Annotated in this window: 16 protein-coding genes; 3 read left to right on the top strand and 13 right to left on the bottom strand. The window is 64.3% G+C overall.

All coding sequences use genetic code 11. The features are described from left to right. Nucleotides 1-902 precede the first annotated feature (902 nt). The 10 genes from astE to FRZ40_RS01565 form a co-directional block, all read right to left on the bottom strand. The gene (gene astE, locus FRZ40_RS01610; protein ID WP_147233087.1) at nucleotides 903-1,937 is read right to left on the bottom strand and encodes a succinylglutamate desuccinylase; all 1,035 of its coding nucleotides are present in this window, start codon (nucleotides 1,935-1,937) and stop codon (nucleotides 903-905) included. After that, nucleotides 1,921-3,261: an N-succinylarginine dihydrolase gene (gene astB, locus FRZ40_RS01605; RefSeq protein WP_028367072.1), complete on the bottom strand. Its 1,341-nt coding sequence runs from the start codon at nucleotides 3,259-3,261 to the stop codon at nucleotides 1,921-1,923. The genes astE and astB overlap by 17 nt, the downstream gene beginning before the upstream one ends. A gap of 9 nt (nucleotides 3,262-3,270) precedes the next feature. Further along, a complete protein-coding gene (gene astD / locus FRZ40_RS01600) occupies nucleotides 3,271-4,734 on the bottom strand; it encodes a succinylglutamate-semialdehyde dehydrogenase (protein ID WP_147233086.1) in 1,464 nt (487 codons plus the stop codon). 8 nt (nucleotides 4,735-4,742) lie between these two features. Next, nucleotides 4,743-5,768 (bottom strand): arginine N-succinyltransferase, encoded by a 1,026-nt coding sequence (gene astA, locus FRZ40_RS01595; RefSeq protein ID WP_147233085.1) that lies wholly within the window; start codon nucleotides 5,766-5,768, stop codon nucleotides 4,743-4,745. Then, nucleotides 5,765-6,817, bottom strand: coding sequence for an arginine/ornithine succinyltransferase subunit alpha (gene aruF / locus FRZ40_RS01590; RefSeq protein WP_147233084.1), 1,053 nt, complete (start codon nucleotides 6,815-6,817; stop codon nucleotides 5,765-5,767). Before aruF ends, astA begins: the two co-directional genes overlap by 4 nt. A 27-nt stretch (nucleotides 6,818-6,844) precedes the next feature. Beyond that, a complete protein-coding gene (locus FRZ40_RS01585) occupies nucleotides 6,845-8,074 on the bottom strand; it encodes an aspartate aminotransferase family protein (RefSeq protein WP_028367076.1) in 1,230 nt (409 codons plus the stop codon). A 900-nt stretch (nucleotides 8,075-8,974) separates the two neighbouring features. Then, nucleotides 8,975-10,009: a GlxA family transcriptional regulator gene (locus FRZ40_RS01580; protein ID WP_147233083.1), complete on the bottom strand. Its 1,035-nt coding sequence runs from the start codon at nucleotides 10,007-10,009 to the stop codon at nucleotides 8,975-8,977. Nucleotides 10,010-10,033: 24 nt separating this feature from the next. Then, a complete protein-coding gene (locus FRZ40_RS01575; protein WP_028367078.1) occupies nucleotides 10,034-10,825 on the bottom strand; it encodes an ABC transporter ATP-binding protein in 792 nt (263 codons plus the stop codon). 104 nt (nucleotides 10,826-10,929) lie between these two features. Next, nucleotides 10,930-11,643 (bottom strand): ABC transporter permease, encoded by a 714-nt coding sequence (locus FRZ40_RS01570; protein WP_147233082.1) that lies wholly within the window; start codon nucleotides 11,641-11,643, stop codon nucleotides 10,930-10,932. A gap of 39 nt (nucleotides 11,644-11,682) precedes the next feature. Next, on the bottom strand, nucleotides 11,683-12,372 hold the full coding sequence (locus tag FRZ40_RS01565; protein ID WP_028367080.1) for an ABC transporter permease: 690 nt from the start codon (nucleotides 12,370-12,372) through the stop codon (nucleotides 11,683-11,685). Between the two features lie 440 nt (nucleotides 12,373-12,812). On the opposite strand from FRZ40_RS01565, the gene FRZ40_RS01560 reads away from it, so the two are divergent. Then, complete coding sequence (locus tag FRZ40_RS01560) at nucleotides 12,813-13,421, top strand: class I SAM-dependent methyltransferase (protein ID WP_028367081.1); 609 nt, start codon at nucleotides 12,813-12,815, stop codon at nucleotides 13,419-13,421. 21 nt (nucleotides 13,422-13,442) lie between these two features. On the opposite strand, the gene FRZ40_RS01555 is transcribed toward FRZ40_RS01560, so the two are convergent. Both FRZ40_RS01555 and FRZ40_RS01550 read right to left on the bottom strand, forming a co-directional pair. After that, the gene (locus FRZ40_RS01555; protein WP_147233081.1) at nucleotides 13,443-14,474 is read right to left on the bottom strand and encodes a patatin-like phospholipase family protein; all 1,032 of its coding nucleotides are present in this window, start codon (nucleotides 14,472-14,474) and stop codon (nucleotides 13,443-13,445) included. 115 nt (nucleotides 14,475-14,589) lie between these two features. Next, on the bottom strand, nucleotides 14,590-15,132 hold the full coding sequence (locus FRZ40_RS01550) for a hypothetical protein (protein ID WP_147234746.1): 543 nt from the start codon (nucleotides 15,130-15,132) through the stop codon (nucleotides 14,590-14,592). A 992-nt stretch (nucleotides 15,133-16,124) separates the two neighbouring features. Here FRZ40_RS01550 and FRZ40_RS01545 point away from each other — a divergent pair. Continuing rightward, on the top strand, nucleotides 16,125-17,117 hold the full coding sequence (locus FRZ40_RS01545; RefSeq protein ID WP_147233080.1) for an LLM class flavin-dependent oxidoreductase: 993 nt from the start codon (nucleotides 16,125-16,127) through the stop codon (nucleotides 17,115-17,117). 43 nt (nucleotides 17,118-17,160) lie between these two features. Here the strand turns inward: FRZ40_RS01545 and FRZ40_RS01540 are convergent, their stop codons facing one another. After that, nucleotides 17,161-18,246, bottom strand: coding sequence for an alpha/beta fold hydrolase (locus FRZ40_RS01540; RefSeq protein WP_147233079.1), 1,086 nt, complete (start codon nucleotides 18,244-18,246; stop codon nucleotides 17,161-17,163). 518 nt (nucleotides 18,247-18,764) lie between these two features. Between FRZ40_RS01540 and glgC the strand changes: the two genes are divergently transcribed. Further along, the gene (gene glgC / locus FRZ40_RS01535) at nucleotides 18,765-20,033 is read left to right on the top strand and encodes a glucose-1-phosphate adenylyltransferase (RefSeq protein ID WP_147233078.1); all 1,269 of its coding nucleotides are present in this window, start codon (nucleotides 18,765-18,767) and stop codon (nucleotides 20,031-20,033) included. Nucleotides 20,034-20,047 lie beyond the last annotated feature (14 nt).

The following is a 20,047-nucleotide window of genomic DNA, read 5'->3' as shown; positions in this document are numbered from 1 at the left end:
CCTCGGGCGTGCGGATGATCTTTGCAACGCCGGATTTCGACTCAATGGTCGTCGCGGGGTTTGGTGCGGCGCACCGGGCGCTTCGCGAAGCCGGCGATTTTACAGGGTCAATGTTTTTTGTCTGCGACGCAGTCGCCATTCTTTTGTTCGTGCTGCGCTGGCCTCCGGGAATTCGTGGCGGGCATCCGCGATTTCGTGGCGGGCATCCGCGTTTTCGTATCGGTGCTTCATGCGTTGCCCCTGTGCGGGGCGGCACTTACTTTCTTTGCCGCCGCAAAGAAAGTAAGCAAAGAAAGCGGGCTAACACCGCCAGCACTAGTCATTGCCTGCGGGCCCCCAGCCGGTCCCGCTCTCCACACGGCATCGCACTGTCTTACGCCCGTTGCCACCGTGCTAACTACCCGCATCCCCCACTTCACACTCCCGCGTCACGTTTCGCGTTACCAGCAAATCCACGGCCGCCCAGGTGGCAAACGGTGTGTAGGTTGTCGCAATCGAAGTGCACCACTCCGGACTGACAAGCGGGATCGGTGTCGTAGGTGCGCGAACGCGTAAAGTGCGACAACCTACACACCGTTTGCCACCTGGGCGGCGCAGACGAGTCGCTGCCGCTGGCTGTGCCACGGGCGAATGGAGCGGGTGATGCGTTTGTTCAGTGCGCTGGCAACGCCCGTAGGCTAGTGCGTTGCCGTGTGGAGTGCGGGACCCGTCGAGGGCCCGCAGGCAACCACTAGTACTGGCGGTGTGAGCGGCTTTCTTTTGCCTACTTTTCTTTGCCGCTGCAAAGAAAAGTAGGTGCCGCCCCGCACAGGGGCAACGCTAGCAAACCAGAGGCAAAACGCGGACGCCCGCGCAGCAAAAAAACCAAACCATCGACTGCGTCGCAGACAATACAAAAAAACCTACATCAACCCACGATGAGTCTCATCGGTAGTCTCAACAACAAGAAGCCCCGCCCGCAACCCGGGCTTAACAGTTGCGTTAGGAAACACGATCCGCTCCTCGTCGTGCCGCACGACATACCGATACTCACCATCACGCGCGAGAACCGTATCGCGCCCAAAGGCGGTGAAATTCGCGACATCGCTAGCAAATAGCAACTCGAAGGAATCGCTCTGCTTGGTAATCTGATCGATCACAGTAAACACGCGCGGCAACGCCAGAGAAACATCCCCCTGCCCGCCGGCAAGCAAAAGCCGCAAAGCCGAATCGGCATAAGCAAACCGCAACAGGTCGTTCTCGCCAAAGGGACGGACTTTACCGAGTTCCAGCGTACATGCAGCGGCACCACACGCCTCGGCGGTGAAATGCGAATACGTGTTGCCCTTCGTCGTATGCAACAGAACAGCCGCAATCCGCGCATCCCGCAACCACTCGAACATCGCGCGCGACAACGGTGCGCCCGTATGCGGCAGCAACGCAAACTGTTCGAACACGGAAGCGCGGATCGCCGTGTGCATATCGACATGCCAGCGTGCGCCCGGCGCATCCGCGAAGAAACGCACGGCGATACGCTCCAGTGCCGCAGCGCGCGGCGCTTCATGGCTCCGCGGCAATTGCGCATGGCGCCCGCTGAACAGCCGGTTCAGATCGTCGTCGATATAGCGGCACGACTCGCGCATCGCCTGCACGTTGCCGAGTATCACCAGCAACCGGCAAGCAAGCGCCGCGCTTCCGTCAGCAATGTCGCGCACGAGAAACGACAGCAGTTCGATGGGCGCCGTCTCGTCGCCATGAATACCCGCCGATGCCAGCACGCTGCGTACTTCGTCACGCGCAGAGCCAGCAGGCTCGAACTGCAACACCCCGTCGTCGACCCACGTCCACCGCACGCCGTTCCCGCACACGCCCTCGCGCGCATCGCCGGCAGGCTGCCTGCCCGACAGCGTGAACGCGAGGAAATCGTCGAGCATCGACGTATCAGCGCTGGAAGTCATACAGCGAACCCAAGCCGAGAATCTGCGTCAGTTCATCGAGTGCCGTGCGCGACTCGTTCAGCAACTTCGGATCGGCGAGATCGGCGGGCGCGAGGCGGTCGCGATAGTGCGTCTCGATCCAGCCGTCCAGCCGCGCGAACAGCGTGTCGTCGATCCACACGCCCGGCGTTACCGCGCCGCGCTCCGCTTCGTTCAACACGACACGCAGCCGCAGGCACGCAGGCCCGCCGCCGTTCTTCATGCTCTCGCGCAGATCGAAAACCAGCACGTCGTCGATGGGCGCCGTGCTTTCCGCGAGTTCGTCGAGGTACGCCGCCACGCGCGGATTCTCCCGGCACTCCTGCGGCACGACGAGCACCTGCTTGCCGTCGCCGCGCAACAGCAGCTGGCTGTTGAACAGATACGACGACACGGCATCGGCGACGCTCACCTGCGCATCCGGCACTTCGATCACGTTGAACTCGCCATTGAACTTCGCCAGCTTCGCGCGCAGCTCGTCGTACACGGCCGTCTGATCGACGAACGCCAGCTGATGACAGAACAACGTGCGCGCATTGCCGACGGCTATCACGTCGTTATGAAACACGCCGGCGTCGATCACTTCGGGCGTCTGCTGCGCGTAGACGGTTGCGTCGTCGGCCAGTCCATGACGATGTGCGACAGCACGGCTCGCCTCGAACGTCTGGCGCGCAGGGAAGCGCTTCGGCTCGGGCCCGCGGCGATATTCGCTGCGGCCATACACGAAGAACTCGACGCCCTTCGCGCCATACTCCGCGCAAAAACGCGTGTGATTCGCCGCGCCTTCGTCGCCGAGCGCGGGCGTGCCGGGCAGCGCCTCGTGCACGACGAAGCGTGACGGGTCCGCGAAAATCGCGCGCAGCGTGCGGCGCGTCGACTCGTGCTCGATCGCGCGATGCAGCTTGCTCGTCAGGTTCGCGGGCGTGAAATGAACGCGGCCATCGTGCGTATCGGCCGACGGACTCACCGTCGCCGCATTCGCCGTCCACATCGCGGACGCGGAACTCGCAGCCGCGAGCAGTTCGGGCGCGTTCTTCGCCACGCGCTCGATCACGCCCGCTTCGTCGCCAGAAAAGCCGAGTTCGCGCAGCAGGCGCATCGACGGACGCTCCTGCGGCGGCAGCACGCCCTGTTTGAAACCGAGATCGGCCAGCTGCTTCATCTTGCGCAGCCCCTGCTTCGCGGCCATCTTCGGGTTCGCGATGGACTTGTCGTTGCTTTGCGACGCGACGTTGCCGAACGACAGCCCTGCATAGTTGTGAGTCGGTCCGACGAGTCCGTCGAAATTGGCTTCAGTGGCTTGCATCGTCGATCCTTAGAAATGAAGACCCGGCGACACGCTCGCGGGCATCTGCAGTTGCGCGCTTTCGACGGAGGCCATCGGATATGCGCAGTAATCGGCTGCGTAGTACGCGCTCGGCCGGTTGTTGCCCGAGCGGCCCGTGCCGCCGAACGGCGCCGCCGACGACGCGCCATTGGTTGGCCGGTTCCAGTTCACGATGCCGGCGCGGATCGTGCGCTGGAAATGCGTCCACAGCATCTCGTCGTCGGCGAGCAGGCCTGCCGACAGACCGAATTCGGTATCGTTCGCGCCCGAGATCGCTTCATCGAACGAGCCGTAACGGACGATCTGTGCGAGCGGCCCGAAGTGCTCTTCGTCGGGCAGATTCTGCACGCCGGTGACGTCGAGAATCGCGGGCGACACGAAGCCGAGCTTGGGATCGCGCTGCTCCATCTTCAGCAGCGGCTTCGCGCCGCCTTCGACCAGTCGAGTCTGTGCTTCGACGAGACGCGCCGCCGCGCGCGCCGAAATCACGGCGCCCATGTACGGTTGCGGATCGGCGTTGTATTCGCCGACCGCGATGCGCGAGCTCACTTCGACGAAACGCGCGATGAAGCGGTCGCCGAATGCATCGTTCGGCACGAAGATACGGCGCGCGCACGTGCAGCGCTGCCCCGCCGACAGGAACGCCGATTGAATGGTGTGATGCACGGCGCCGTCGAGATCGGCGACGGGCGCGATCACGAGCGGGTTGTTGCCGCCCATCTCCAGCGCGAGCACGATCTCGGGACGGCCGCCGAACTGCTTGTGCAGCAGCGTGCCCGTATCCGAACTGCCCGTGAAGAAGAGACCATCGATCTGCTTGTGATTCGCGAGCGCCACGCCCGTGTCCTTCTCGCCTTGCACGAGATTCAGCACGCCCGCGGGCAGGCCCGCGTCGCGCCATACCTGGACGGTCGCGCGCGCAACGCCGGGCGCCAGTTCGGACGGCTTGAACACGACCGTGTTACCGGCGATCAGCGCGGGCACGATATGCCCGTTCGGCAAATGCCCCGGAAAGTTGTACGGACCGAACACAGCCACGACGCCATGCGGACGATGACGCAGCACAGCCGTGCCGTCCGCCATCGCGGTGCGCCGCTCGCCCGTGCGCTCGTTGTACGACTGGATCGAGATGTCGACCTTCGCGGCCATCGACGCGACTTCCGTGCGTGCTTCCCACAGCGGCTTGCCCGTCTCGCGTCCGATCGCCTCGGCCAGCGCTTCCTTGCGCTCGCCGATCAACGCAGCGAAGCGGCGCACGACGGCAATGCGTTCGTCGAGGCTCACGGCCGACCACATCGCGAACGCACGGCGCGCGCTCGTCACGGCGCGATCGACGTCTTCCGCCGACGCGCTATTGCCTTCCCACACCGTCGCGCCCGTGCCCGGATTGCGCGATGCAAATGCGTGTCCTGTGCCGGCGACCCATTCGCCGTCGATGAAAAGCTCGCTCATGTTCGTCCTTATTTCTGTTTCAGGGGCAGCACGCGCACCGGCTCGCCTGCCTTCACATTCAATGCCGCCGCTTCGTCCGCCGTCAGACGGAACACGCCGTTCTCGACCACGCCCGCCGCGATGCCCGTGCGGAAATCGCCGAGCGACGTGTTCGAGACCAGCGAACGCGGGCCGTTCTCCTGCGCGTCGTGTGCGGCGATTTCGACGGGCGCGACGACGCTCTCGCGCACCGTGCGCAAGTCGGCGACGTGGCATTCGAGCACGGGGCCCGCGTCGAAGATGTCGACGTGATTCTCGTAACGCAGCCCTTCAGCCTCGAGCATCTTGCGTGCAGGCAGCGTGTCGCTGTGCGTGAGCGCGATTGCGTGCTGCGCTTCTTCGGGCAGCAATTCGACATACACGGGGAAGCGCGGCATCAGCTCCGCGAGGAACGACTTGCGTCCGTGCGAGCTGAGATAGTCCGCGGCGTTGAAGTCGATCTGATAGAAGTGCGAGCCGACCGCGCGCCAGAACGGCGACGTGCCGTCGGCATCGAAATGACCGCGCAACTCCGCGCAGATGCGCTGCGGAAAACGGTCGCGGAACTGCGCGATGAACATGAAGCGCGAACGCGACAGCAAGCCGCCCACGCCATGCGCGCGATAACGCGGGCTCAGGAACAGCGAGCACACTTCCGCGTAACCCGTCAGATCGTGCGAGATGTTGAGCGCGCGCATACGCGTCCAGATGCCGAGATCCTGCGACGCATGCACCACCGTGCTCACGCGATAGTTGTAGAACGGCTGCTCGAGCCCGACGGCCGTTTCGATCCCGCAGACGCCCGCGATGTCCTTCGTCTGCGAATCTTCCATCACGAAGAAGTAGCCCTTCTCGTGCGGTGCGGCCTTGTCCTCGATCGTGCGACGCGCGCGCGCGATGCGCGCCGCGAGCGCATCGCGATCCGGCTTGAAGGTCGTGAGACCGGGGCCCGTCTCCTGAGCGAGCGCGACGAGCGCGTCCACATCGCCCGTCTGCACGACGCGAACGACGATCATTGTGCTTCTCCCGTAGTCTGTTTCGATTCCTGCAGATGGAGCGGCACGCAGCGCACCGTGTCGCCGTCGCGCACGTCGAGCGCATGGCGCACGGCGGCGGGCAGCGGCGCGCCCGCGTCTGCCTGCGCGGGCAGATCGGCGAGCACGCAGCGGAATTCGCCCGGCTTGTTGCTCGCGATCAGATACGTCGCGCCGTTCTGCGCCGACGCTTCGCGCACCGCGCGCGATTCGTTGCGCTTCACGCATGCGGCGCGATCGATCTGCGCCGTCAGCACGGGGCCCGCATCGAAGATATCGACGTAGCGGTCCGTCTCGAAGCCCTCTTCCATGTGGATGTCATACGCGAGCAGCGCCTTTTCGTCGGGCTCGCCGAGCACGCGCTGGGCGGCTTCGGGCAGGAGCGGCACGTAGATCGGATAGCTCGGCATCACTTCCGCGATGAACGTGCTGCTGCGGCCGCCCGACTGCACTTCGATATCGGCGAAATCGCGGCCGAAGAACTTGCGCCCCACGGCTTCCCAGAACGGCGACACGCCTGCGTCGTCCGTCACGCCGAGCAGCAGCGAGAACACTTCCGACGTGAAGCGCTGGCGGTTCGCGGCGATGTACATCATCCGCGCGCGCGACATCAGATGCGCGGCGGCGTCGCCTCGCATCTCGGGGTCGATGTAGAAACCCGCGAGACGGCTCTTGCCCGTCAATTCATGCGACATCGTCAGCGCGTGGATCTTGCGGTTTACGTGCAGTTCGCGCGACGCGTGAATCAGGGCGTCGTTGCGGAACACGTAGAACGGTTCCGAGTAGCCGGCTGCCGCGACGATGCTCGCCGTGCCGTGCAGCTTGCCCGTCTCGCTGTCTTCCAGCACGAAGAGATAGAACTCCTCGCCCGGAAAATCGACTTCCGCGCGAAACGAGTCTTCCGACAACGCGACGCGCGCCTCCAGCGCGCGCCGGTCGTGCGGCAGCGAATGCAGCACCGGATGCGCGTTGCGCGCCATCTGCTGCAAGGCGTCGAGATCGGCCAGACGGCCTGGGCGGACGAAGAGCATCGTGGTCTCGTGGTTGAGATGGATCGGTTACTTGGCGACTGCCACTGCGCCGACGACTTCCTCGACCGCCTTTTCGAAGCGCGCGAGACCGTCGTTCATGTCGTCGGCGGGAATGATTAGCGACGGAGCGAAGCGCAGCACGTCCGGGCCCGCCATCAGCATGATCACGCCATGCTTGCCTGCCGCCGTCACGAAGTCTTTCGCGCGGCCCTTGTAGGCGTCCGTGAGTTCGGCACCGATCAGCAGGCCCTTGCCGCGCACGTCCTTGAAGATGCCGAAGCGTTCGTTGATCTTCGCGAGCGTCGCCTTCAGCTGTTCGCTGCGCGTGCGCACGCCTTCGAGCAGCTTCGGGTCGCTGACGAGGTCCACCACCTTCAGCGCGATAGCCGTCGCGAGCGGGTTGCCGCCGTATGTCGTGCCGTGCACGCCCACCTTGAAGTGCGCGGCGAGTTCGTTGGTCGTCAGCATCGCGCCGATCGGGAAGCCGTTGCCGAGCGCCTTCGCCGTCGTCAGGATGTCGGGCGTCACGCCCGTGTCCTGATACGCATAGAAGAAGCCCGTGCGGCCGACGCCCGTTTGCACTTCGTCGAAAATCAGCAGTGCGCCGTGCTGGTCGCAGGCTTCGCGCAGCGCCTTGAGGAACGCGGGATCGGCGGGAATCACGCCGCCTTCGCCCTGCACCGGTTCGACGATGACCGCGCAGGTCTTCGGGCCGATGGCGGCGCGCGCGGCGGCGATGTCGTTGTACGGCAGATGCTTGATGCCGGCGGGCACGGGGCCGAAGCCTTCCGAGTACTTCGGCTGGCCGCCGACGCTGACCGTGAAGAACGTGCGGCCGTGGAACGACTGCGTGAACGAGATGATTTCGTCTTTTTCCGCGCCGACGCGGTCGAAGGCGACGCGGCGGGCGAGCTTCAGTGCGGCTTCGTTGGCTTCCGCGCCCGAGTTCGCGAAGAACGCGCGGTCGGCGAACGTGAGTTCTTCGAGACGCCTGGCGAGGCGCAGCACGGGTTCATTCGTGTAACCGTTACCGATATGCCAGAGTTTCGCGCCCTGATCGTGCAGAACCTTCATGAGTTCGGGGTGCGAGTGACCGAGCGCCGTGACGGCGATACCGCCCGCGAAGTCGACGTAGTCCTTGCCTTGCGTGTCCCATACGCGGGAGCCCTCGCCGCGGTCCGGCACGAAGGACGCTGGGGAGAATACGGGGACCATGACTTCATCGAAGGTCTGGCGGGTCACGTTCTGGTCGTTCATGGTGGATCCTCGAGGCTCGTTCAGAGTAATGGTTTGTAGTTTAGGTGACAGGCGGGGGATGTTCTTGCGTGGAAGCGACTGGTTCTTTTGTTGTCTCTGCGACGCAGTCGCGCATTCTGGGGGTTTTTGTCTGCGACGCAGTCGCTGGCTTTGGGTCTTTTGTCTGCGACGCAGTCGCCATTCCTTGTTTTTGGGTTTCGCTGGCATCCGCGATTTCGTATCGGTGCTGCAAGCGTTGCCCCTGTGCGGGGCGGCACTTACTTTCTTTGCCGCCGCAAAGAAAGTAAGCAAAGAAAGCGGGCTAACCCCGCCAGTCCTTGTGTTTGCCTGCGGGCCCCCAACGGGTCCCGCACTCCAGACGGCAACGCGCTATCCCATGTGCGTTGCCAGCGCCTTTAACCGGCGCATCACCCTCTCCAATCACCCGTAGCGCAACCAGCGGCAGCGATTCGCCTGCGCCGCCCAGGTGGCAAACGGTGTGTAGGTTGTCGCACCGCATGCGTTCGCGCTTCTACGACACCGATCCCGCTTTTCAGTCCGGAGTGGTGCACTTCGATCGCGACGGCCTACACACCGTTTGCCACCTGGGCGGCCGGGGACTTTCTGGTAAAGCGAAACGTGACGCGGGCATGCGAAGTGGGTGAGGCGTGATTTAGCACGCTGGCAACGGGCGCGAAATTAGCGTGTTGCCGCACGAAGGACGGGGACGTTGCGAGCCCCTGGGCAGATACAAGCACTGGCGGTGTGAGCGGCTTTCTTTTGCCTACTTTTCTTTGCCGCTGCAAAGAAAAGTAGGTGCCGCCCCGCACAGGGGCAACGCATGAAGCACGGATACGAATTCGCGGATGCCACCGCAGCAAGAACACAAGAATGGCGACTGCGTCGCAGACAACAACAACATCAACCGCCTTGCTCAGGCCGCTCGATCATAGCCGCCCCACGAGGCTCATCGCCTCGCTGCTTCTCGATCCAGTTCCGCCGCTCCTCACGGGGAGTAACCCCAAACTTCTCCCGATAAGCATTAGAAAAATGCGCAGCAGAAGAAAACCCACATGCAAGACTGATCTGCACGACAGACTTACTGGTACGCTGCAACTGCGTGCGCGCTTTAGCAAGCCGCAATCCAAGGTAATACTTCGAAGGCATCGACCCAAGATACTGCCGGAACAGCCGCTCCAACTGCCGGCGCGACACGCCGACCAGACCGGCGATCTCATCGGAGGTGAGCGGATCCTCGATATTCGCTTCCATCAACAGCAACGCATCGTTGAGCCGCGGATGCCGCTCGCCAGGCGCAGTCACGAACGGTATGCGCTGCCGCTCTTCGCCGGAGCGCAAGGTGCCAACACCCATCGTATCCGCGATACGCTCGGCAAGCTCAGGACCATGCTCACGCCCAATCATCGCCAGCATGAAATCGACGGTGGCCTGGCCACCGGCACAGGTCGCCCGATCGCGATCGATCTCGAAGATCTGCTGCGTGACAATCGAGCGCTCGAACTGCTCGGTGAACTGCTGGTACGTCTCCCAGTTCACGCTCACGCGATAGCCCGATAACTGCCCCGCCATCGCGAGCCACCACACGCCATGATGAATGCCCGTCACGAGCGGCGTGCGCTGCCCGACACGCGACAGGCTCGCGAGAAACAGACGGTAGTCCGCGAATTGCTGGAAACGCTCGCTGACGATGATCAGCCAGTCGCACGCGAGCGCATCGCCGAACGCGGCATCGGCGGGCCACAGCGCGCCGCCCGCAAGCGGCACGGGGCGGCCGTCCCACGAGCACACCTGCCAGCGATACAGCGCACGGCCGTCGATTTCATTGGCCAGATTCAACGCGTCGACGATCGGCCCCACGCCCGACATCGACACGGGCGGCAACGCGACGATCGCGACCTGTGTGGTGCGGGCAGGACCGGACGACGGGCGAGGCATTGCGATAAACGAGAGAATGCCGGCTTACTTGAGACTGCCGGACAGGAACTGCTTGAGGCGCTCGCTTTTCGGCGTCACCAGAACTTCCGACGGCACACCCTCTTCCTCCGTGCGTCCCTGATGCAGGAACATCACATGGTTCGATACGTTGCGCGCGAAGCCCATTTCGTGCGTCACGACGATCATCGTGCGGCCCTCTTCGGCGAGCTTCTGCATCACCTTCAGCACTTCGCCGACGAGTTCGGGATCGAGCGCGGACGTCGGCTCGTCGAACAGCATCACATCCGGGTTCATCGCCAGCGCGCGCGCAATCGCCACGCGCTGCTGCTGCCCGCCCGACAGATGCGACGGATACTGCTTCTCCAGACGCGGCGCGAGGCCCACTTTCTCCAGATACTCGCGCGCGCGGTCTTCCGCTTCCTTGCGCGGCAAGCCGAGCACGTGGATCGGCGCCTCGACCACGTTCTCCAGCACGTTCATGTGCGCCCACAGGTTGAAGTGCTGGAACACCATCGCGAGCTTCGTGCGGATGCGCTGCAGCTGCTTGTGATCCGCGACCTCGAAATTGCCGTGACGGTCGACCTTGGTACGCACCGCTTCGCCGTCGACGACGATCTGCCCGGCGTTCGGCCGCTCGAGAAAGTTGATGCAGCGCAGGAACGTACTCTTGCCCGACCCGCTCGCACCGATGATGCTGATCACGTCGCCCTTGTTGGCATTCAGCGAGACGCCCTTCAGCACTTCGTTGTCGCCATAGCGCTTATGGATGTCCTGCACGGCGAGCTTGCAGGCTTCCGTTTGAGTCGTGTGGAGCAAGATGCTCTCCCAGAGTGAAGACGGGTGAAACGGGATGCTGAGGTGCAGTCATGCCGCAATTTGATGCTTCATTGCACTGCGGCACGAAGCGCAATGAAGCAGGATCAATGGCGGCGCACGGCCAGATATGCGAGCCAGTGACGCTCGGCGCGCCGGAACAGCGCAACCAGCGCGAACGATACAGCAAGATAGATCAGCGCCGCGAGACCGAACGCCTCGAACGAGCGGTAGGTCGCCGAGTTCGCGTCGCGCGCGACCTTCAGCACGTCGGGCACGGTCGCCGTGAAGGCGACGGTGGTCGCGTGCAGCATCAGGATCACTTCGTTACTGTACAACGGCAGCGCACGGCGCAGCGCGGACGGTATCACAATCCGGCGGTACATCGTGAACCAGCCCATCCCGTAGGCACGCGCCGCTTCGACTTCGCCATGCGAGGTCGCGCGAATCGCGCCCGCGAAGATCTCCGTCGTGTACGCGCAGGTGTTCAATGCGAATGCGAGAATCGCGCAATGAAAGCCGCTGCGGAAAAACGAATCGAGCAGCGCATGAGAGCGCACGAATTCGAGGCTGTAGATGCCCGTATAGATCAGGAGCAGCTGAACGTACAGCGGCGTGCCGCGAAACACGTAGGTGTAGAGGCGCACGGGCGTCGACAGCCAGCGCTTCTTCGATACGCGCGCCACGGCAAGCGGAATCGATGTCACGAAACCGATGCCGATCGAGGCGACCAGCAGCCACAGCGTCACGGCAAGGCCCGAGATGCGCTGGCCGTCCCAGTAGAGGAACGCTTTCCAGAACTGGTTGAGTATGTCGATCATGAGCGTCGTCTCCTGCGTGTTGCCTGCATGTTGCGCGAGTTAGAGTTCGGCATGCCGCACGCCGATCGAATAGCGCTTCTCCAGCCAGATCAGCACGAGATTCGACACGGTCGTGATGGCCAGATAGATCAGCGCGGCGACCAGAATGAAGAAGAACATGTTGAACGTGCTCTTGCCAGCGTCCTGCGCCGCCTTGACGACATCGGCGAGACCGATGATCGACACGAGCGCCGTCGCCTTCACCAGCACCTGCCAGTTGTTGCCGATGCCCGGCAGCGCGAAGCGCATCATCTGCGGAAACAGGATGCGCACGAACACACGCGCGCCGCTCATGCCGTACGCCGCACCCGCTTCGAGCTGCCCGCGCGGCACGGCGAGGAACGCGCCGCGAAACGTCTCGGTGAAATACGCGCCGTAAATGAAGCCGAGCGTCAGCACGCCCGCGATGAACGGATCGATGTCGAACTGCGGGAGGTCGAGCGCGTCGGTCAGGTTGTTGACGGCGATCTGGATGCTGTAGAACAGCAGCAGCATCAGCACGAGATCGGGCACCGAGCGGATCAGCGTCGTATAGCCCGTCGCGATTGCGCGCAACGGCCCGTTGAACGACAGCTTCGCAGCCGCGCCGATGAGCCCGAGCACGACGGCCGTCGCCAGCGAAAGAACCGACAGTTCGACCGTCTTGATCGTGCCGTCGAGGAGCACCGGGCCAAAGCCATAGAGGAACACGTGTGTCTCCTGTGTGGAAGCGAAGCGCCAGGGTTGGTCGGACAGCCGCACCCGCTGCGGCATGGCGCGGATACTCGCAAGCGAAAATGAATTGCTCAAACTGGGGTAGCGAGTTCTTGTGCAGCGCAGCATGCTCGAAGGCGCGGCGGCGAGCGCGTTGAACGCCCACCGTGCCGGGCGCTATCCGCTTGTCTGTCCGTTTGTAAGCACACGGCACACATGCTGCGCCCGCCGCGATTTCGCAAGTTTCGGGTCGCTTTTTCGATAGACGCGCAAAGCCGGCGGCACGCCCGCAAACCCGCGCCGATTGGGGCTTTCCCTGAAAGACACAGGCACTCGATGCTGCCAGGTGCGCCCCGCGCAAGCCGCTGCAATGAGTCACGCGCTAGACTTGGCACTCCCCTTGCGCCACACGACGCTTCTGCACACAGGATCGCCGCATGCCCCTTCAACCCGACTCCACGACGCTCGACGCCTATACCCGCGACGCCGCCCGCTATTCGCGCGAATGGCTCGACCAGCCGCCGCCCGACGACATGTATGCGCTGTGGGAAGCGCATCTGCTGCCCGCGGGCAAGACGGCCGACATCGGTTGCGGCAATGGGCGCGACGTGGCGTGGCTCGCGGCGCACGGGTATCGCGTGACGGGTTTCGATGCGTCGGAGGGTTTGCTCGACGAAGCGCGGCGACTCTATCCTCAGCTTGCGTTTCGCACGGCAACGCTGCCGTCGCTCGCCGAGATCGACGAGCAGTACGACAACGTGATCTGCGAAACCGTGCTGATGCATCTGCCCGTCGAAGCGATTCCCGATGCCATCGACAACCTCGTGCGCATCCTGCGGCCGCATGGCATGCTGTATCTGTCGTGGCGCGTGACGCAGGGCGCCGATGCGCGCCAGCCTGACGGACGCCTGTATTCGGCGTTCGAGCCCGCGCTCATCGCGGATGCGCTCACCGATTGCGTGATCCTGTTCGCCGACGACACGACGAGCGCGAGTTCCGGCAAGCGCGTGTGCCGCATCATCGCCGCGAAGCGCAGCGAGGGCTGAGCGCGGATCGAGCGATTGCCGTCAGTCGGTACCGAGGCACACGCGGATCGCGGGCAACATCGCCTCGACGGCCGCGCGCCCTTCTTCGATGGCGGGGCCCGCGCGGTGAAAATCGAAGATGCCCATGCCGCCCAGACGCGGCTGGATCAGGATGTCGGCAGGCTCGCCCGCGAGGCGGCTGCGCGTGATCCGCACCTGCATGATGTCGATGCTTTGCGCGATCGAACTGAGCATCGACGGCACGCGTGCGCTCGGCGCGGGCGGCACGCGCACATCGCGCGAATATTCTTCGGACGACGGCTGCAGCCAGTTCGGGAAGGGCTTGCCGTTGCGCCGTAACAGCGTCGGCGGCGCAGGCGTCGCGATGGCGGGCGGCGGCGCATCGGGATCGAGCGGCAACGCGTCGGGTTCTTCGACGGCGGCTTCGACGAGTTCTTCCGTCGGCATCGGCGGCAGGTCGACGACCGCGCCGCCGAAATCGCGGCCATTGAGGATGTCGTTGTTCAGATCGACGGCGATTACGCAGTCGGCCCGCATGCCGCGCGCAGCCGACACGGGCACAGGGTTCGACAGCCCGCCGTCGACGAGCCACACGCCCTCGTGCAGCACCGGCGTGAAAATGCCCGGAATCGCAATCGACGCGCGCACGGCGTCCACCACGCCGCCGTCCTGCAGCCAGGTTTCGCGGCCAGAATCGAGTTCCGTCGCGACGGCCGCGAACGGCATCTGCAATTCGCTGATCGAACGGCCGTTGAAGCGGTTGGCAAACACCTGGATGACTTTCTTGCCGCCGAGCAGCCCGCCCGAAAGACGCAGGTCGAGCAGACGCACGACCGACTGCCACGTGAGCCGCGTCACCCACTCTTCGAGCCAGTCGAGATCGCCGTTCGCATACACAGCGCCGACCAGCGCGCCGATCGACGTGCCCGCGACGATGTCGGGCTTGATGCCCGCCTCGTGCAGCGCGCGAATCGCGCCGATGTGCGCCCAGCCGCGCGCGGCTCCCCCGCCGAGCACGAGGCCGATGCGCTTGTAGCGCCGACGTATGGCCATTGTTGTTTTCTCCCTTGTCTGCAGGCGTTTTCTGGTTGGACAGGCGATATCGGCTTTCGTTTTGCGCGCTGTGCGTCCTCGCCTGTGCGTCCTTGCCTGCCCGCCCGTAGCGACGTCAATGCCCGCGAATCACATCCGAGCGCGAGGTCGTGTAGACGATGTGATTGACGTCGAAATGCACGTTGAAAAAGCCCTCCTGCGTGACGCCGCCTTCGCGCCACTTCCAGCTCCACACGGTCTCGGGCTTGAGCGGATAGACAGCCACTTCGCCCGGTTTGCCGAGCAGTCGCCGCACTTCGTCTTCCGTCATGCCGGCGCGGATCTTCGCGAAGTTCGCGGCCGTCAGCACCTGCGTGATTGCCTGCAGCGTGCCGTCGGGTCCGATGTCGACCATGTACGTGTTGAGGCCCTGCGGACCGCGCGGATATTCGAACCGCTTCGAGCCGTCGGTGAACGTGCGCTCCGTTTCGGGCTTGCCCATCTGGTCGCGGATCTGCGCTTCCGTCGTCACGCCGGGCGTGAGGCCCTTCAGAAGCAGTGCATCCGGTTTGACGGCGTTGAAAAATTCCTTGAGCTTTTGCACGGCTTGCTCGCTCTGCTGGTCGTCGCAGCCGGCGAGCGCGAACAACGCGCCCGCCACGGCCACGGAAAGCATCATGTTGCGCAACGAGGTGCGGGTAATCATCTTCGGTGACATGCGGAACACAAACGTATGAACGACACCAAGCATAACCCGCGCGATGGCCCGTTCGCGAATGAACGCCGTGCAGATGTGTGTGGAAAGTTAAAGAATTGCTACGCGAGATTTCGCGTGTTTCGCGTGCAAGACGAACGGATCGCTCGCGACGGGCGATGGATGCTGTGACGCCGTGGAAGAAACCTGGAATGGGAGAGGTACGCTGAAACGGCCATCTGAACGCACGCCGCCATAACCGCTAGCGTTTTCGGCCAGAAGCCACGCGTGCCTCTGGCCGACGCAATTTTCACCCCTATAGGCCGCCACAACAACGGCAGCCGCTGGCCCCTCGACTATCCCGCAAGTGCAGACAATCTAGCGTCAGACCGCCCTTTGCGCGAGAGCGCGTTTACACCGAATCGGCTGACGAATCGGGCGGTGCATCGACGATGCTGGTTCCCGCACGCCAGGGTGCGCTTCGATGCCGTCGGAGCAGCCGCGCCGACGCAACGGGCTGCATGCGTGCGCCCGGCTGACCCGGTCGGCCCGGTTCGTCCGGGTGTGCGCTGCGTAGCCGACCTACGCGTGACGTGACGGGCCGACCGGCGTCGAGGTCCGTGGAGGCCGCCGCCTCGTCGGGCGGATATGCGTCGCGCAGATCCGCATGGTTGGCGGCGACGCTCGTACATTAACGCCCGCGCGCGCGAACGTCCGTGCGACGGCACACGCACGGGACACATTGGCGCACGTCAACGCGCATTCCCCCCTGTTTGCAGGGCTTTTCTGCATCGGCGTCCGCGCTGGATGCTGGGCCTGGTTCGCGTCGTTCGGCCACCGACCCTGCTGCCGTCAGGGACATGAACAGGCCGCCAGCACGAATGGAAGCCCTTTGGCACAATCGCCGTTTTCCGCACGCCAGACGGTCTGCGCGTCGCCCCTGCAACACGGCGATGGTTGGCCGCACATCTTTTGCCATGATTCCTTTTTCGGTCCTCGATCTTTCCCCCATCACGGCCGGCGCGACCGCGGCCGACGCGTTCCGCAACACGCTCGATCTCGCGCAGCACGCCGAGCGATGGGGCTACAAGCGCTACTGGCTCGCCGAACATCACAACATGACAGGTATCGCGAGCGCGGCGACGTCGGTGGTGATCGGCCACGTGGCGGGCGGCACGAAGACGATCCGCGTCGGCTCGGGCGGCGTGATGCTGCCGAATCACGCGCCGCTCGTGATCGCCGAGCAGTTCGGCACGCTGGCGTCGCTGTATCCGGGGCGTATCGATCTCGGCCTCGGCCGCGCGCCCGGCACCGACCAGACCACGGCGCGCGCGCTGCGCCGCGACCTGCACGGCAGCGCCGATTCGTTCCCCGACGACGTCGTCGAGTTGCAGCGCTATTTCGGCGATCCCGTGCCGGGCCAGCGCGTGCGCGCCGTGCCGGGCGCGGGTCTTGACGTGCCGCTGTGGCTGCTGGGTTCGAGCCTGTTCAGCGCGCAACTGGCGGCGGCGCTCGGCCTGCCGTTCGCGTTCGCGTCGCACTTCGCGCCCGACTACATGATGCAGGCGCTGCACGTGTACCGCGCGCAGTTCCGGCCGTCGGAAACGCTCGACAAGCCGTACGCGATGGTCGGCGTGAACCTGTTCGCCGCCGATACCGACGGCGAAGCGCAGCGGCTCTTCACGTCGCTGCAGCAGCAGTTCATCAATCTGCGGCGCGGCACGCCGGGCCAGTTGCAGCCGCCCGTCGATCAGGTCGCGGCCTCGGAAATGGAGATGAGCAGCGTGCGGCATTCGCTCGCGTGCTCGGTCGTCGGCGATCGCGACACGGTGCGCGACGGCCTGCGCACGATCGTCGAGCAAACAGGCGCGAGCGAGCTGATGCTGACCGCGCAGATCTACGATCACGCGGCGCGGCTGCGTTCGTTCGAGATCGGCGCACAGGTGCGGGACGAGCTGGCCGAAGGCTAAGCTTCGTTAGCTGGCGCGCCCGCGCTTGCGTCGTCGCCGGCGATCAATGGCTCGCGGGTAAGGCAGCCAGGCCGTCGAGCAACGCCTTATGAAACGCCACGGGATCCTGCATCTGCGGCGCGTGGCCCAGCTCCGCGAACTCGACCAGCGTCGCATGCGGGATCGCCTGTTTCGTCAACTTCGCGAGTTCCGGATAGTTGCCGATCTTCGCGCGCACGTCGGGCGGCGCCACATCCTTGCCGATCGCCGTCGTGTCCTTGTCGCCGATCAGCAGCAGCGTCGGCATCTTCAGCAAGCCCAGTTCATAGACGACGGGCTGCGTAGTGATCATGTCGTACAGCAGCGCCGAATCCCACGCGACTTCCTTCTTGCCCGGCCCGCGATACATCCCCGCGAGCATCTGCACCCACGGTTCGAAATCGCTGCGCCACTGGCCCGAGTAATAGGTGGCCTGTTCGTAGCGGCGGATGCCGTCCGCTGTCGTCTTCAGCTCGCGCTCGTACCACTGGTCGACGGACAGCGACGGCACGCCCTTCGCCTTCCAGTCCTCGAGTCCGATGGGATTGACGAGCACCAGCTGCTGCGTCTCGCCCGGGTACATCAGCGCATAGCGGATAGCAAGCATGCCGCCCGTCGAATGGCCGACGATGGTTGCGTTCTGCACACCGATCGATTCGAGCAACGCATGCGTATTGCGCGCGAGCTGCTGGAAGCTGAACTGATAGCGCTGCGGCTTGCTCGACTTGCAAAAGCCGATCTGATCCGGTGCGATCACGCGATACCCCGCCGCCGACAGCCGCCCGATCGAGTCTTCCCATGTCGCGCCGCAAAAATTCTTGCCGTGCAGCAACACGACGGTACGGCCGTTCGGATGGGCGGGCGCAATGTCCATGTAAGCCATGTGCAGCGCTTCGCCTTGCGAGGTGAACTCGAACTGATGCACGGGCGCCGGATAGTCGAAGCCCTGCAACTCCCGCCCATAAGCGGGACCGCTATCGGCGGGCACGGCGGGCGTCGCCGATGAACGGGCGGCGTTGGCAGGATCGGCGGCACAGCCATCGAGGGCGGGCAATGCGAGACAGGCAATCAGGGAACCGGCAACGAGCGATGAGCGCAATTTCAGTTTCATGAGCAGTTGGATTGACTGGCAATGGAAGCAGGCAGGCCCGTCATGATGCCCGCGTCGCGACGGGTTTGCAGCGCCGCTTGCAATGGCGGCGGACGGCAGGCGCAGGCAGGCGCAGACAGACGCCAGACGGACGTTTCAACTGGTCAGCCGCCGGCATAAATTGCCCGGTTGCTTCGAATGATGCACCGCGAAGCAGCCTTTTCTACCTGCCGTGCGAGGCTCAACCGGCCCGCTCGCCTCCCGAATGTGGCATCGCGAACGCGGCATGTTGCGCGCACGTGGCGCATGGTCCAGACTAATCGCTGGCTGGCATCCGACGTGCATGAACAGTTCCAACCCGCAGTTCCAACCCGCGGTTCCACCCGCAGCTCCAACCCGCGGTTCCAGCCCGAAGCACATGCAGGCCGCCGTACACGACAAAAAGACAAAAAACGATAACAACGAACAGCGTCAGACAGAACAGAACGCCGGGGCAAAGAAAGCTTCCACCAGGGCTCACCCATAACATGGAGACGCACATGGATACGCCGGCAAGCCTCAACGATTTGCAGCACACCACGCTCGCCATCGTCCTCGCGGGCGGGCGCGGCACGCGCCTCGGGCCGCTCACGAACAAGCGCGTGAAGCCCGCCGTGCACTTCGGCGGCAAGTACCGGATCATCGATTTCGCGCTGTCGAACTGCCTGAATTCGGGCATCCGCCGCATCGCCGTCGTCACGCAGTACAAGGCTCATTCGCTGCTGCGGCACGTGCAGCGCGGCTGGGGCTTCCTGCGCGGCGAGTTCAACGAGTTCATCGACCTGTGGCCGGCGCAGCAGCGCGTCGAAGGCGCGCACTGGTATCGCGGCACGGCCGACGCCGTGTTCCAGAACCTCGACATCATCCGTTCGATCCGTCCGAAATACGTCGTCGTGCTGGCGGGCGACCACATCTACAAGATGGACTACACGCGCATGGTGATGGATCACGTCGAGTCGAAGGCGGATTGCACCGTCGGCTGCATCGAGGTGCCGCGCATGGAGGCCGTCGCGTTCGGCGTGATGCACGTCGACGAGGAGCGCCGCGTGACGGGCTTCGTCGAAAAGCCCGCCGACCCGCCCGCCATGCCCGGCCGTCCCGACATCGCGCTCGCGAGCATGGGCATCTACGTGTTCAACGCCGACTACCTGTACTCGCTGCTCGAAGACAACATCACCAGCGTCGCGACCGATCACGACTTCGGCAAGGACATCATTCCGCGCGTCGTCACGTCGGGGAATGCGATTGCGCACCCATTCAGCATGTCGTGCGTGTCGTCGGATCCGAGCGTCGAGCCGTACTGGCGCGACGTCGGCACGATCGACGCGTACTGGGCCGCGAATCTCGATCTCGCCTCGACGATTCCCGCGCTCGATCTGTACGACCGCAACTGGCCCATCTGGACGCATCAGGAGCAGTTGCCGCCCGCCAAGTTCGTGCGCGACCTGAACGGGCTGCAAGGCACGGGCACCAACATGATCGTGTGCGGCGGCTGCGTGATTTCCGGCTCGCAGATTTCGCGCTCGGTGCTGTCGTCGAATGTGGTCGTGAATTCGTTCTGTAACATCGCTGAGGCAGTCTTGTTGCCGCAGGTGTCGATCGGCGCGAGTTGCCGTCTGCGCAAGGTCGTGATCGACCGCGGCTGCCAGATTCCCGACGGCACTGTGATCGGCGAGGACCCGGTGCGCGACGGCGAGCGCTTCTACCGCACGGACAGCGGCGTCGTGCTGGTGACGGCGGAAGCGCTCAAGCGCCAGGCGGCGCGTTAGCGGACAGCCGACGG

It is taken from the genome of Paraburkholderia azotifigens (assembly GCF_007995085.1).
Taxonomy (GTDB): Bacteria; Pseudomonadota; Gammaproteobacteria; order Burkholderiales; family Burkholderiaceae; genus Paraburkholderia; species Paraburkholderia azotifigens.
The sequence above is the reverse complement of the archived record's forward strand: the minus strand, read 5'-3'. Positions and strand labels throughout refer to the sequence as shown.